Origin of the sequence: Mesorhizobium sp. BH1-1-5, assembly GCF_020165615.1 — a bacterium.
Taxonomy (GTDB): Bacteria; Pseudomonadota; Alphaproteobacteria; order Rhizobiales; family Rhizobiaceae; genus Mesorhizobium.
Genome location: NZ_JAIUIM010000029.1, coordinates 14,000 through 27,949, shown reverse-complemented (window position 1 = coordinate 27,949; position 13,950 = coordinate 14,000). Strand labels below are relative to the sequence as shown.

15 protein-coding genes are annotated in these 13,950 nt (G+C 65.8%); 10 read left to right on the top strand and 5 right to left on the bottom strand.

All coding sequences use genetic code 11. The features are described 5' to 3' along the window. Positions 1–21: 21 nt before the first annotated feature. The gene (locus LB572_RS28660; RefSeq protein ID WP_224670119.1) at positions 22–1,338 is read right to left on the bottom strand and encodes an ABC transporter substrate-binding protein; all 1,317 of its coding nucleotides are present in this window, start codon (positions 1,336–1,338) and stop codon (positions 22–24) included. A 180-nt stretch (positions 1,339–1,518) separates the two neighbouring features. Further along, positions 1,519–2,436 (bottom strand): pca operon transcription factor PcaQ, encoded by a 918-nt coding sequence (gene pcaQ, locus LB572_RS28655; protein ID WP_140802520.1) that lies wholly within the window; start codon positions 2,434–2,436, stop codon positions 1,519–1,521. A gap of 92 nt (positions 2,437–2,528) precedes the next feature. On the opposite strand from pcaQ, the gene pcaD reads away from it, so the two are divergent. The 6 genes from pcaD to pobA are packed head-to-tail and all read left to right on the top strand — an operon-like array spanning position 2,529 to position 7,336. Further along, positions 2,529–3,341, top strand: coding sequence for a 3-oxoadipate enol-lactonase (gene pcaD, locus LB572_RS28650; protein WP_224670118.1), 813 nt, complete (start codon positions 2,529–2,531; stop codon positions 3,339–3,341). Beyond that, on the top strand, positions 3,334–3,738 hold the full coding sequence (gene pcaC / locus LB572_RS28645) for a 4-carboxymuconolactone decarboxylase (RefSeq protein ID WP_224670117.1): 405 nt from the start codon (positions 3,334–3,336) through the stop codon (positions 3,736–3,738). The genes pcaD and pcaC overlap by 8 nt, the downstream gene beginning before the upstream one ends. Next, positions 3,731–4,483: a protocatechuate 3,4-dioxygenase subunit beta gene (pcaH, locus tag LB572_RS28640; protein WP_224670116.1), complete on the top strand. Its 753-nt coding sequence runs from the start codon at positions 3,731–3,733 to the stop codon at positions 4,481–4,483. The genes pcaC and pcaH overlap by 8 nt, the downstream gene beginning before the upstream one ends. Then, positions 4,483–5,097: a protocatechuate 3,4-dioxygenase subunit alpha gene (gene pcaG / locus LB572_RS28635; RefSeq protein WP_224670115.1), complete on the top strand. Its 615-nt coding sequence runs from the start codon at positions 4,483–4,485 to the stop codon at positions 5,095–5,097. Before pcaH ends, pcaG begins: the two co-directional genes overlap by 1 nt. Before the next feature lie 11 nt (positions 5,098–5,108). Continuing rightward, complete coding sequence (locus LB572_RS28630) at positions 5,109–6,161, top strand: 3-carboxy-cis,cis-muconate cycloisomerase (protein WP_224670160.1); 1,053 nt, start codon at positions 5,109–5,111, stop codon at positions 6,159–6,161. Positions 6,162–6,163: 2 nt separating this feature from the next. Further along, on the top strand, positions 6,164–7,336 hold the full coding sequence (pobA, locus tag LB572_RS28625) for a 4-hydroxybenzoate 3-monooxygenase (RefSeq protein WP_224670159.1): 1,173 nt from the start codon (positions 6,164–6,166) through the stop codon (positions 7,334–7,336). 13 nt (positions 7,337–7,349) lie between these two features. On the opposite strand, the gene pcaF is transcribed toward pobA, so the two are convergent. Genes pcaF through LB572_RS28610 form a run of 3 tightly spaced genes read right to left on the bottom strand, consistent with a single transcriptional unit; the run spans position 7,350 to position 10,213 of the window. Beyond that, positions 7,350–8,555, bottom strand: a complete 1,206-nt coding sequence (gene pcaF / locus LB572_RS28620) for a 3-oxoadipyl-CoA thiolase (protein WP_224670114.1) — start codon at positions 8,553–8,555, stop codon at positions 7,350–7,352. Further along, positions 8,556–9,359: a CoA-transferase subunit beta gene (locus LB572_RS28615; protein ID WP_140802514.1), complete on the bottom strand. Its 804-nt coding sequence runs from the start codon at positions 9,357–9,359 to the stop codon at positions 8,556–8,558. Beyond that, entirely contained in the window at positions 9,356–10,213 is an 858-nt protein-coding gene (locus LB572_RS28610) for a CoA transferase subunit A (RefSeq protein ID WP_224670113.1), read from the bottom strand. Before LB572_RS28610 ends, LB572_RS28615 begins: the two co-directional genes overlap by 4 nt. 108 nt (positions 10,214–10,321) lie before the next feature. On the opposite strand from LB572_RS28610, the gene LB572_RS28605 reads away from it, so the two are divergent. From LB572_RS28605 to LB572_RS28590, 4 genes are all read left to right on the top strand, one after another. Next, the gene (locus LB572_RS28605) at positions 10,322–11,092 is read left to right on the top strand and encodes an IclR family transcriptional regulator C-terminal domain-containing protein (RefSeq protein ID WP_224670112.1); all 771 of its coding nucleotides are present in this window, start codon (positions 10,322–10,324) and stop codon (positions 11,090–11,092) included. A 93-nt stretch (positions 11,093–11,185) separates the two neighbouring features. Further along, positions 11,186–11,911, top strand: a complete 726-nt coding sequence (locus LB572_RS28600; RefSeq protein WP_224670111.1) for a GntR family transcriptional regulator — start codon at positions 11,186–11,188, stop codon at positions 11,909–11,911. Positions 11,912–11,913: 2 nt separating this feature from the next. Next, positions 11,914–12,948 carry an ADP-ribosylglycohydrolase family protein gene (locus LB572_RS28595; protein WP_140802510.1) on the top strand — a complete coding sequence of 345 codons (1,035 nt, stop codon included), beginning with the start codon at positions 11,914–11,916 and terminating at the stop codon, positions 12,946–12,948. Beyond that, complete coding sequence (locus LB572_RS28590) at positions 12,945–13,913, top strand: PfkB family carbohydrate kinase (protein ID WP_224670110.1); 969 nt, start codon at positions 12,945–12,947, stop codon at positions 13,911–13,913. Before LB572_RS28595 ends, LB572_RS28590 begins: the two co-directional genes overlap by 4 nt. Positions 13,914–13,950 lie beyond the last annotated feature (37 nt).

Here is a 13,950-nt window from a genome sequence, read left to right as displayed (position 1 = left end):
CACGATGCGGTCCCCGATGGATCAGCCGTTGTAAGGCTGCAGCTTGGCCTCGACCGGCACGTTCGGGTCGGTGGCGTTCTCGGTCACGACATAGTCGAGCGGGAATTTCGAGCCTTCCTTGGCGGCGACCCATTGTGTGCCGATGATCGGACCGGGCGAGACATTGGGGACGGGGCCGCTGGTGAAGTCGACCTTGCCGCCCATGGTCTCGGTCTTGAGCGTGCTCAGCGCCTTGGCGACCGCCGCTTTGTCCTTGGCGTTGGCGCTTGTCTTAAGGGCCGCGAAGCCGGCATCGAGCAACGACATCGAGGCGCCGAGCTGCTGCGTCCACTGCTTGCCGCTCGCTGCCTCATAGCCATCGGCAAGCTCTGTGCCCGAGACGCCGGTCAGCGACGACTTGTAGGGGAAGGCCTTGTGCCAATAGGCGGCGCTCGAAATCTTCATGCCGAGATCGCCGAGCGCCTCGATGTCGGACGGGAACAGGCCGGTCTTGGCGACCTGGGCGATCTTGATCTGTCGGGTCAGGCCTTGCTGCGCGGCCTGGCGCCAGAAGGCGGCGAAGTCGGGCGGGATCGGGAAGGAGTTGAAGATCTCGACGCCCTCCTGCTTGAACAGCGCGATCTGCGAGGAATAGTCGGTGGTGCCAGTCTCGTAGGCGCCGGGATCGACGATGGTGAAACCCTGCTTGGCCAGAAGCGGCGCCAGATGGGCGCGGATGGCGTTGCCGTCGGCGTCGTTGGGATACATGACGCCGACCTTCTTGTTGGTCTCGATCAGGTTCCACTGCGAGATATAGGCCTTGAAGAATTCCTCGACGCCGAAGCCGAAATGATAGGTCCATTTGAACGGCGAGGGCTGGCCCGGCTTGGCGCCTCGGCCGAAATACCAGGCCTCCCAGGGCATTACGGTGGAGAGGCAAGGCACGCCGGCCGCCTCGCAGGCGTCGGCCACCGGATTGATGACCTCCGGCGTGGACACCGCGAGCATCAGGTCGATGGACTGATTGTTGATCAGGTCCTTGGCAAGCTGGCCGGCGCGGGACGGATCCGACTGGGTGTCCTGGTCGACAATCTCGACGCTGTATTTCTTGCCGCCGAGCTCGATGCCGTTGGCCAGAGCCTTACGGGCGAGGTCGAGCACGTAGCCGTCGGTCTCGCCGAAGCCGGCGAGCGGGCCGGTACGCGGGCTGACGAAGCCGACCTTGAGCGTGTCGGCGGCTTGCGCGAAGGCCTTGCCGCGGCCGAATGCCAGCGCCGCGCCGCCGGCCACCGAAGTGGCAATGAACTGGCGCCGTGAAATGCCCGAAATGCCGGGCTTGCTGCCGATAATGCGAGACATCTGCTCCTCCCTCTGTAGCCGTTCGAAACGGCTGCAAACGGGTCTTCCGTTTGCAGCCGGACGGCCCGGCTTTTGATCCTCCGCAGCCACATTGCACTAGCGGTTTGGTTCGGTAAAATGATATTTTACGGTGTTTCATTAACCCCTGAGTTAGTGGATACCGAACCGATAGGCTGATCGTCAGGCGTGATGCCGCGCCGCTTCGCGGATCGTCTGCAGGAGGATGGTGAAGGCGGGCGAGGGCGCGGTGTCGGTGCGCATGGTCAAGCCCACCGGCCCTTTGGTCTCTTCAGTGTCCACGGGCAGGGCGACGAAGGCGCCGCTGGCGATCTCGTTGGCGACGACGCCGGCCGAGATGATCCATACCGCGTTGCTCTGGCGCATGAAGGAGCGGCCGAAGGAATCGGAAACCGTTTCGATTTCCGTCGCCGGCGCGGTCATGCCGTTGGTTATGAAAAGCCGGTCGACGAAAGGCCGGATGACGGATTCCCGCGTCGGCATCAGGACGGGGAACTCGTCGAGCCGCGTGAAAATGTCTGCCCCGGGCTCCGCTAAGGGATGCCCGGCCCGCACGACGAACAGCACCTGTTCAGAATAGAGGTGCTCGAAGAAAAAGCCGGTCATGTGCTCCGGCGCCGCGAGGCGACCGACGACGAGGTCTAGCGCGCCGACCCGCAGTTGCTCGAGCAGCACCGCGTTCTCGCCAGTCACGATCTTGAGCGCGGCGCCGGTGTTCTCCTCGAGGAACAGGTTCATGGCGAGCGGCATCACCCGCGCCGATACGGTCGGCAGCGCGCCGATGCGGATCGGGTCGCGATTGAGGGCGCCGTCCTGGCGCACGGAATCGACGCCGCGCTTCAATGCGGAGATCGCCGAGCCGGCATGCCCAAGAAAGATTTCGCCGAGGCGCGTGACACGGATGCCGCGCCCGTCGCGCTCGACCACCGCGACGCCGAGTGCTTCTTCCAACTCACGCAAGGTCTTGGTCACAGCCGGCGCGCTGACATGCAGGAAGTCGGCCGCGCGCGCGACGCTGCCTTGCCGGGCGACTTCGAGAAAGGCCTGCAGATGGCGGAAGCGGATCCGGCTTTCGGCCATGGTTCGATAACCTCAGAGTTAATGAAACGCCGCAAAATATCATTTTACCGAACCAAACGGCTCGTGCAATGTGGCTTTGGAGGATCGAAATCGTGCCATTCGTCAGCATCGGCGGCGTCACGCTGCACCACCGCTACATACAAGCGCCCGGCACGTCGCGCCCGATCATCTTCATCAATTCGCTGGGCACCGATTTCCGGATCTGGGACGACGTCGTCGCGCGGCTTACCGGTGAAATGCCGATGCTCGTCTATGACAAGCGCGGCCATGGGCTGTCAGATATCGGCGGCGGCGTGCGCTCCATCGACGACCATGTCGACGATCTGGTCGCCCTCATCGATCATCTCGGCTTCGACAAGGTCGTGCTCTTCGGGCTGTCCGTCGGCGGCATGATTGCGCAGCGGCTCTATACCCGCCACCCCAGATGCGTGGAGGCGCTGATCCTGAGCGACACGGCGCATAAGATCGGCACCGCCGAGAGCTGGAACACGCGCATCGCGGCCGTCGAGCGCCACGGCATCGAGGTGATCGCCGACGGCATCATGAAAGTGTGGTTTACGCCGGACTTCTATGCCAAGCGCGCGCCGGATCTGGCCGGCTGCCGCAACATGCTCACCAGGCAGGCACTGCCTGGCTACATCGGTACCTGCATGGCGCTGCGCGATGCCGATTTCACCGACAGCGCGCGGCGTATCGCGGTGCCGACGCTTTGCGTCGTCGGCGACCAGGACGGTTCGACGCCGCCGGATCTCGTCCGCTCGCTGGCCGGACTGATTCCCGGCGCACGTTTCGAAGTGATCCGCAATTGCGCGCATATCCCGTGCGTCGAGCAGCCCGAAGCGCTCGTCACTTTGATCCGCGATTTCGTCGCCTCGTTGCCTGAGGGAAAGCCTGCTCATGGATGATGTCACGAAGAACCGCTACCGGACCGGTATCGAGGTCCGCCGTTCCGTGCTCGGCAGCCCGCATGTCGACCGTGCCGAAGACGCCGCGACCGATTTCGACCGGCCGTTCCAGCAGCTGATCACCGAAGCCGCCTGGGGAACGGTCTGGGCGCGGCCTGGCTGGTCGAAGCGCGAGCGCTCGATCGTGACGCTGGCGCTGCTTGCAGCACTTGGCCATGACGAGGAAGTGGCCATGCATGTGCGCGCCACCGCCAATACGGGCGCCTCGCGTGACGACATTTGCGAAGCGTTCCTGCATGTGGCGATCTATGCCGGCGTGCCGGCCGCCAACCGCGCCTTCAAGATCGCCAAGGAAGTGTTCGCGCAGATGGACGGAGCAAAGACGGCCCATGGCTGAGCGAGACTCCAACCGCTCGCCGGAGACCGGCGCCTTCTTCCAGCGCGACCGCCAGTGGCATCCGCCGGCCTTCACGCCGAACTACAAGAGCTCGGTGCTGCGCTCGCCGCAGAAAGCGCTTTTGTCGTTCGACAACACGTTGTCGGAACTGACCGGCCCGGTGTTCGGACACGCGATGCTCGGCGAGCTCGACAACGACCTGATCCACAATTTCGCCAAAGCCGGCGAGAGCGCCATCGGCGAGCGCATTATCGTGCATGGACGCGTGCTCGACGAGCGCGGCAGGGGCGTACCGGGCGTGCTGCTCGAATTCTGGCAGGCCAATGCCGGCGGACGCTACCGCCACAAGAAAGACGGTTATCTCGCCCCGCTCGATCCGAATTTCGGTGGCTGCGGCCGCACCATCACCGGCGAGGATGGGAGCTACGCCTTTCGCACCGTCAGGCCCGGGCCGTATCCGTGGCCGAACGGCCCGAACGATTGGCGCCCGGCGCATATCCATTTTTCCGTGTTCGGCCACGGCTTCGCGCAGCGGCTGATCACGCAGATGTATTTCGAAGGCGATCCGCTGATCTGGCGCTGCCCGATCGTCGGCGGCATTTCGAGCAAGGCGGCGGTCGAGGCGCTGATCGCGGCGCTCGACATGCAGTCGACGATCCCGATGGACGCGCTTGCCTACAAGTTCGACATCGTGCTGCGCGGGCGGCGCTCGACGCTGTTCGAGAACAGGCCGGAGGGCAATTGATGGCGCAGTCGCTCGACCGGCTGAAGGAAAGCCCTTCGCAGACCGCCGGCCCCTATGTGCATATCGGGCTGACGCCCAATTTCTGCGGCATCGGCGGCGTCTATGCGAGCGACCTTGGCTCGGCGATGCTCAACGGTGAGACCAAGGGGAAGCGCATCGATCTCCGCATCCGCGTGCTCGACGGCACCGGCACGCCGCTCAAGGATGCGCTGATCGAGATCTGGCAGGCGGACGCCAACGGGCTCTACAATTCGCCGGCTGAAATGCGCGGCGCGGCCGATCCCAACTTCCAGGGTTGGGGCCGGCAGCCGACCGACATGGAAACGGGCGTCTGCCTGTTCCGGACGATCAAGCCTGGCCGCGTGCCGTTCCGCGACGGGCGGCTGATGGCGCCGCATATCACGCTGTGGATCGTGGCGCGCGGCATCAATGTCGGCCTCCACACGCGGCTCTATCTTTCGGACGAGGAAAAGGCCAATGCCGAGGATCCGATCCTCGGCCGCATCGAGCATCGCCTGCGCGTGCCGACGCTGATCGCGGAGCGCCAGGGCGATACTTACGTCTTCGACGTCCATTTGCAGGGCGAAAAGGAGACGGTCTTCTTCGACAGCTGACCGTGGCCGCTATGACCGTTTCGCCCTTCGATCATCCACTGCTTGCCGGCCTGCTCGGCGACGAGGAGGCGGCCAGGCATTTTTCCGTCGAAGCCGACATTGCCGCGCTGCTCGATTTCGAGCAGGCACTGGCCGAGGCGCAAGCCGAATGCGGCGTCATCCGTCATGAGGCGGAGGCGGCGATCGTCAAAGCGCTGGCGACGTTCCGGCCGGACACTGCGAAGCTGCGCGCTGGCGTCGCCACGGACGGTGTCGTGGTGCCGGAGCTGGTTCGGCAGGTCAAAGCTGCCGTCGGCGCGCCGCACGACGCATATGTGCATTTCGGCGCTACGAGCCAGGACGTCATCGACACCTCGCTGGTGCTGCGTCTGCGGCAGGTCGTCGACCATATCGGGCTGCTGCTTGGCGAGAACGTCGTTCGCCTCACCGGCCTCGAGCTGGAGTTCGGCAACCGCGAGCTCATGGCGATGACGCGCATGCGGCCGGCAATTCCAGTAACCGCGCGGGATCGGATCGCCGCGTGGCGAGCGCCGCTCGAACGTCACCAGGAACGCTTGAAGGAGCTTTCCGGACGGCTGCTGGTGGTGCAGTTCGGCGGTGCCGCCGGCACACTGGAAAAGCTCGGCGACAAGGCTGCCACCGTGCGCGCAGCGCTTGCCGCGAAGCTCGGTCTTGGCGACGCGACGCAATGGCACAGCCAGCGCGACGGGCTTGCCGAATTCGCCGGCTGGCTGTCGCTGGTGACCGGCAGCCTCGGCAAGTTCGGGCAGGACGTTGCGCTGATGGCGCTGGTCGGCGCCGACATCAAACTGTCCGGCGGTGGCGGCTCGTCGGCGATGCCGCATAAGCAGAATCCCGTGAAGGCGGAAGCGCTGGTGGCGCTGGCGCGCTTCAATGCCGTCCAACTCTCCGGCATGCACCAGGCGCTGGTGCATGAGCAGGAACGTTCGGGCGCGGCCTGGACGCTGGAATGGCTCATCCTGCCGCAGATGGTCGTGGCGACGGCGGCCGCGCTGCGGCTTGCCGCCGAGTTGACCGCGCAGATCGAGAGCCTCGGTCATTGATGATGCGCACGCAGGTCGTCATCATTGGGTCCGGACCATCCGGACTGCTGCTTGGCCAATTGCTTGCCACGATCGGCGTCGAGACGACCATCCTCGAGCGATCCAGCCGCGAGCATGTGCTTGGACGCGTGCGCGCCGGCGTGCTCGAACAGGGCACGGTCGATCTTCTCGGCGAAGCGGGCGCGGCGGACAGGCTGCGTGCCCAGGGCCTGCCGCATGAAGGCATCTCGCTCGCCTTCGACGGCCGCGCGCATCGCATCGACATGACGGCGCTTACAGGCGGCAAGCATGTCACCGTCTATGGCCAGACCGAAGTGACGCTGGATCTGATGCAGAAGCGCGAAGCGGCGGGCTTGGTGACTTTCTTCGAAACGTCGAATGTCGCGCTGCATGATTTCGGCGGCGCGTCGCCTTTCGTCACCTACGACAAGGACGGGCTCACGCATCGTATCGACTGCGACTTCATCGCCGGCTGCGACGGCTACCACGGCGTCAGCCGCCGCTCGGCGCCGGAGGACGCGCTGAAGACGTTCGAGCGGCAGTATCCGTTCGGCTGGCTGGGCGTGCTGGCCGAGGTGCCGCCGGCCGACCACGAGCTGGTCTACGCCAATCACGAGCGCGGCTTCGCGCTTTGCTCGATGCGCTCGCCGCAGCGCAGCCGCTACTATGTGCAGGTTCCCGCCGACGAACGCGTCGAGGCCTGGTCCGACGAGCGCTTCTGGGACGAGTTGCGCCGCCGACTGCCGCCGCGGATAGCGGCCGCCGTCACCACCGGGCCGTCCTTCGAGAAGTCGATTGCGCCGCTGCGCTCCTTCGTCGCCGAACCGATGCGCTTTAACCGGCTGTTCCTGGTCGGCGACGCCGCCCATATCGTGCCGCCGACCGGCGCCAAGGGCCTCAACCTCGCTGCCAGCGACGTGCGCTATCTCTTTGCCGGGCTTCGCGAATTCTATGACGGGAAATCAGAAGCAGGGCTCGACGCCTATTCGTCCAAGGCGCTGGCGCGTGTGTGGAAAGCGGTGCGCTTTTCCTGGTGGATGACGACGATGCTGCACCGTTTTCCGGAGACAGGCGAGTTCGGCCAACGCATCCAGGAAGCCGAGCTCGACTATCTCGTCCATTCCAAGGCCGCATCGACCGCTCTCGCGGAAAACTACGTCGGCTTGCCCTACTGATCTGCCTGGGCTGTCAGACCCGCTCAAGCGCGATGGCGATGCCCTGGCCGACGCCGATGCACATGGTGGCCAAAGCCAGCTTGCCGCCGCGCTCGCGCAACTCGAGCGCCGCCGTGCCGGTGATGCGCGCGCCCGACATGCCGAGCGGATGACCGAGCGCGATGGCGCCGCCATTGGGGTTTACATGCTCCGCCTTCTCGGAAATTCCGAGTTGGCGGAGCACAGCAATGCCCTGGGAGGCGAAGGCTTCGTTCAGTTCGATGACATCGAACTGTTCCGGCGTCAGGCCGAGGCGGGCGCAAAGCTTCTCGGTGGCCGGCGCCGGGCCGATGCCCATGATACGCGGCGCCACACCGGCGACGGCACCGCCGAGGATACGGGCGATCGGCGTCAGCCCATGCTTCCTCGCCGCCGCTTCCGAGGCGATGATGAGGGCGGCAGCGCCGTCATTGACGCCGGAAGCGTTGCCGGCGGTCACCGTACCACCCTGGCGGAACGGCGTCGGCAGTTTGGCCAGAGCCTCTGTAGTGGTGCCGGCGCGGGGGTGTTCGTCCTTCGCGACGACGATCGCGTCACCCTTCCTCTGCGGGATGGTCACCGGCGTGATCTCCTTCGCCAGCCGGCCACTCTCTTGCGCGGCCACCGCCTTGTCCTGGCTGCGTACCGCGAAGGCGTCCTGGTCGGCTCGGGAGACGGAAAAATCCTCGGCGACGTTCTCGCCGGTCTCCGGCATGGAATCGACGCCATATTGTTTCTTCATCAGCGGGTTGACGAAACGCCAGCCAATGGTGGTGTCGTAGATTTCGGCGTTGCGCGAGAAGGCGGCGTCGGCCTTCGGCATGACGAAGGGAGCGCGGCTCATCGATTCGACGCCGCCGGCAATCATCAGCTCGGCCTCGCCGGCCTTGATGGCGCGCGCGGCGATGGTGGCGGCGTCCATGCCCGAGCCGCAGAGGCGATTGACGGTCGAGCCGGGGATATCCTGCGGCAGGCCGGCCAGCAGCAGCGCCATGCGCGCCACGTTGCGGTTGTCCTCGCCCGCCTGATTGGCGCAGCCATAGACGACGTCGTCTATCGCGGCCCAATCGACGCTCTTGTTGCGCTCCACGAGCGCTCGCAACGGGATGGCGCCCAGATCGTCGGCGCGGACGGAGGACAGCGCACCGCCAAAGCGGCCGATCGGCGTGCGGATGTAGTCGCAGATGAAGGCTTCAGTCATCTAGGCAGCTTTCCCTTTGGCGGTCCCTTGATGCGCTGCCTTGGTGCGGGCCTGCAGGTCGCGCAATGTCTTCAGCTCGAGTTCCGTCGGCGCCGGCGTCTCGTCAAGGGCCTGCGCGAACTTGACCGTCCAGCCACAGGTGTCCTGCACCTGCTCGCGGCTGACGCCCGGATGCAGCGAAACGACGGTGAATTCCTTAGTCGCCGGGTCGGGCTTCCAGATGGCGAGGTCGGTGATCAAAAGCGTCGGGCCGGCGGTGTCGATGCCGAGGCGCTGGCGGTGATCGCCGCCGTCGCCATGGCCGAAGGAGGTGAAGAAGTCGATCTTCTCGACCATGCCGCGCTTCGACTGCGCCATGGTGATGTAGACCTGTCTCGACGAGGTGGCGATCTCCGGCGCGCCGCCGCCGCCGGGCAGGCGGGTCTTGGGATGCGCATAGTCGCCGATGACGGTGGTGTTGATGTTGCCGAACTTGTCGAGCTGGGCGGCGCCCAGGAAGCCGATCGAGATGCGGCCGCCTTGCAGCCAGTAGCGGAACATCTCCGGCACCGCGACGGTGGTGACCGCCGTCTCGCACAATTCGCCGTCGCCGATCGACAGCGGCAGCACGTCCGGCGCGGTGCCGATGGTGCCGCTCTCATAGATCAAGGTGATATCCGGCGCATGCGTCAGCCGCGCGACGTTGCAGGCGGCCGACGGCGCGCCGATGCCGACGAAGCAGACATCGTCGCTCTTCAGCGCGCGGCTGGCGGCGATCGTCATCATCTCGTTGGGTGTGAAGCCCAGATCGGTCTTGTCGCTCATGCGGCTTTCCTCAGATGCTCGACCCGGCCGGCAAAGTCGTCCGCGCTGCTTTCGATGACGTTCTTTCGGATCCATGCCTGGAAGCGCTCGCGGTCGGCGGCGATCTCGTCCCATTCGAGATAGGCGGCATTGTCGCGCTCGTAGTAGCCATGCGTGTAGGAGGGGTGCGAGCCGCCTGGCACGACCGAAATCGCCGTGATCGTCCAGTTCGGCAGCACGGTGAGGTTGGGATGGAGGTCGTCGAAATTGTCGACCACTTCCTCCACCGTCACCACGGCGCGCTTTGCGGCAAGAACGGCCTCCTTCTGGATGCCGATGATGCCCTCGACCAGCACATTGCCCTTCCGGTCGGCCTTTTGCGCGTGGATGAAGGTGACGTCCGGCCGGATCGAGGGAACAGCGGCCAGCGCCTCGCCGGTAAAGGGGCAGGTGACGGATCTGATGTTGGGATTGACCGCGGCAAGACCTGCGCCTCGATAGCCGCGAAACACCGCGCAAGGCAGGCCGGCGGCGCCCGCCTCATAGGCGTTGGCCATGCCGGCATGGCTGTGCTCTTCGACTTCGATGGCGCGTGGAAAGCCGTTCTCGATGGCATCGCGGGCGCGCCTGAGCAGGCCGACGCCCGGATTGCCGACATAGGAGAAGACGACCTTCTTCGCCATGCCCATGCCGATCATCTGGTCGTAGATCAGGTCGGGCGTCATGCGGATCAGCGTCAGGTCGCGAAAGCCCTGGCGGATCGCCTCATGCGCGGCGGCGGTCGGGATCAGATGCGTGAAGCCCTCGAAAGCGACCGTGTCGCCGTCATGCAGATTTTCCGCGACCGCCTCTTTCAGCGGCAGGAACTTGACCATCTCAAGGCTCCGTCGATTGCGAGAAGTTCGTATTGCGAACATATGTTTTATATGGGATACTTTTAGCTCCAATCGTTGCATTGAGTCAACGCCAGCCCGGAGATGTCCGTGGAAGAGGAATCCATTTCACGCGACCATGTCGGCTCGCTGGAGCGCGGCCTGGCGGTGATGGAGATCCTTGCGCGCCATCCGGCCGGCATGACGCTGACCGAGATGGCCGAGGAGGCGGATCTCACGCGAGCGGGGGCCCGGCGTTTTCTGCTGACATTGGTCGCCACGGGCTACGCGTCGCAGTCCGGCCGGCTGTTTTCGCTGTCGCCGCGCCTTTTGACCGTCGCAAGGACTTGGCTCGGCGGCGCGTCGCTCTGGACCTTCGCGGCACCGATCATGCGCGAGGTGGCCAGCAAATTCGACGAGGCCTGCAATGCGGCGGTGCTGTCGGGCGAGGATGTCGTCTATGTCGCGCGCATCCCCGGACGGCGAATCTTAAGCGTCGCGCTCGATGTCGGCACGCGGCTGCCGGCCTATTGCACGTCGATGGGGCGGGCGCTGCTTTCCGGCCTGTCGGCGGATGACTTGAAGACCTTCCTTGCCGAAGTTGCGATCGAGCGGCGAACGCCGAAGACGATCACCGGCCGCGCCGCGCTCGGCAAGGCCGTCGACAAGGCAAGAGCGGAGGGCTTTGCCATCGTCGACGAGGAGCTGGAGCTCGGCCTACGCTCGATCGCGGTGCCGATCGTCGATCACGCCGGCCGCACCGTCGCGGCCATCAACGTCTCGACCCAGTCGGCGCGTTTCTCGGTCGAGGCGATGGAGCGCGACATCCTGCCGGTGCTGCGACAGGCCAAGCAGCGCGTCGAGGAGTTCTTCTTCGTTTGACGGCCCGCCGATTGGCGGGCCGAAGCCCGTTGACGCTTCATTTCAGATACGTTAATGAACAGGATTATACAGGTTCATTGAACAGGTATCGATATGGCCCGTCGCACGATGCAGCTCTCACCCGGCACGGGCAAGCCCGAGCAGATAGCGACGGTTCTGGAGCATGAGATACGCTCCGGCCTGCTTGGCTTCGGCGACCGCCTGCAGAGCGAGAACGAGCTCGTCCAGCGCTTCTCCGTCAGCCGCAACACGGTCCGCAAGGGGCTCGAAGAACTGTCGAGCCGCGGACTGATCACCACCAAGGTCGGCATCGGCTCCTTCGTCACTTTCGACGGCATGCCGGTCGATGACGCGATCGGCTGGTCACGCGCGCTTGCCAATGCCGGCGCCAATGCCGAGACCCGCACGTTGCGGCTGGAGATCATCGAGGACGCCGAACTGGCGGCGAGGCTCGGGGTCGAGAGCCCGTCCTTCATCGCCGTCGACCGCGCCCGCACCAATGCCGACGACGGCCACGCCATCTCGATCGAACGCAGCCGCCTGCCGCTGTCGCCCGAATTGGAGGACATACCGCTGCGCGGGCTACGCGAAGGCACGCTGCACCAGACGCTGCGCGGGGCAGGGCTTGTTCCCGACCACGGCGAGGAATGGGTCGACATCGAGATGCTGAGCGCCGCCGACGCCGCGATCCTCGCCTGCGCGCCGGGCACGCCGTTCCTGCGCACACGCCGCCTGACGCGCGCCGCCGACGGGCGCGCCATCGAATTCGTTACCAGCCTGCTCAACCCCGCGCATTTCGCGCTTCACCTGGAGTTCTGAGCATGGCGGACGCTGCCTCGATGGATCGGGCAATGGGCGCGCTGATTGGCGGGGCGCTTGGCGATGCGCTCGGCATGCCGACGCAGCTTCTGTCGCCGGCCCGCATCGCCGAGCTCTACGGCCATGTCGAGGATTTCGTTGCGCCTGCCGCCGATCACCCGGTGTCGAAAGGGCTGCCGGCCGGCGCGATCACCGACGACACCGAGCAGGCGCTGCTGCTTGGCCGCATCCTCGTCGAGTCCGGCGAGCGTTTCGACCATGCGCGCTGGGTCAACGCGCTGCTCGACTGGGAGCGGGACGTCAAGGCGCGCGGCAGCTACGACCTGCTTGGACCATCGACCAAGCGCGCCATCGACGCCATCAACAGCGGCGTGCCGGCGGAGGAGGCGGGGCGCAGCGGCGACACCAATGGCGCGGCAATGCGGATTGCGCCCGTCGGCATCATGATGCCGCCGGAGCCGCTCGACGCGCTGGTCGCCAAGGTGGCGCAGACCTGCCGGGCCACGCACAACACCTCGATCGCCATCGCATCCGCATCCGCCGTCGCAGCTGCCGTCAGTCTCGGCGTCTCGGGCGGCGACTGGCGCGCCGCTGCCGGCCATGCGGTCGCAGCGGCACGGCTAGGTGCCGCGCTCGGCCATTGGGTCACCGGCGGCGACATCGCCGCGCGCATTGTCTGGGCGCAGGCGCTTGTTCGCGGCAAGGCGGAGAAGGAGGCAATCAAGCTGGTCGTCGACCTGATCGGCACCGGCGTCGCCAGCCAGGAATCGGTGCCGGCGGCCTTCGCGGTGCTGGAGGTCGCGCAAGGCGACGCATGGCGGGCGGCCGTCATCGCGGCCAATCTCGGTGGCGACACGGATACGATCGGGGCGATCGCCGCCGGCATGGCGGGCGCATGCGCCGGGCTGTCGAAGCTGCCGCAGGATCGCATCGCCCAACTGCATGGCATCGACATAGCGGATGTCCGCTCGCTGGCCGGGGATCTGGTCGCGGCACGCGGCTCCAAGACCGGCCCAGGCAAGGAGGACGCGGCGTGAGCGGGCGGCTCGTCCATGTCGGCAGCGCGGTGGTCGACTATGTCTACCGCATCGATGCCTTGCCGGCGGCCGGCACGGAAAAGACCGCGTCAGCTTACGCCCGGGTCGCCGGCGGCGGCTTCAACATGATGGTCGCGGCAAGCCGCACCGGCATGAAAGTGGTGTTCGGCGGCCAGCTTGGCACCGGACCGGACGGAGACTTCCTGCGCGCAGCCTTCGCCGCCGAAGGTATCGAAACGCTGACGCCACCGTCGCCCTCGATGGACAGCGGCAATTGTGTCGCCATGATCAGCGGCGACGCCGAACGCACCTTCGTCTCGTGGCCGGGCGCCGAGAGCCGGCTCACGGCGGACATGATGGCGCCCGTCCAAGCCGTTGCGGGCGATTGGGTTTTCACCTCGGGCTATACGCTGAGCTATCCCGGCAGCCGCGACGTGCTCACCGACTGGATCGAGGCGCTGCCGGCCGGCATTGCTTTCGTTTTCGATCCGACTCCGGTGATCGCCGATATTCCACGGCCGATCCTGGACAGGGTGCTGGCGCGTACGACCTGGCTGAGCTGCAACACCAATGAGGCCGCCGAGATTGCCGGCGATGCCCAGACCGTCGCCGTTCGATTGCTTGAACAGCACTGCCCGAAGGCGGCGGGTGTCGTCATTCGCGCCGGCGCGCATGGCTGCCTGGTGCGCATGGCCGACGGCGGCACCCGCGCGGTGCCCGGTTTCAAGGTGGAGGCGGTCGATACCAATGGCGCCGGCGACACGCATATCGGCGCTTTCGTGAGTGCGCTGTCACGTGGCCTGTCGCCTTGCGAAGCGGCCCGCTACGCCAATGCGGCAGCGGCCCTTTCCGTCACCCGCCATGGCGGGTCTTCGGCACCGACGGACACAGAGATCCAGGAATTCCTGAGCCATCGCGATCAAGCAGCGATCGCGCATGACTGGGAGGAAGCGACTGCAACTTAACAAGCCCATCAACCGGGCGAACAATGAGAGGAAAGAA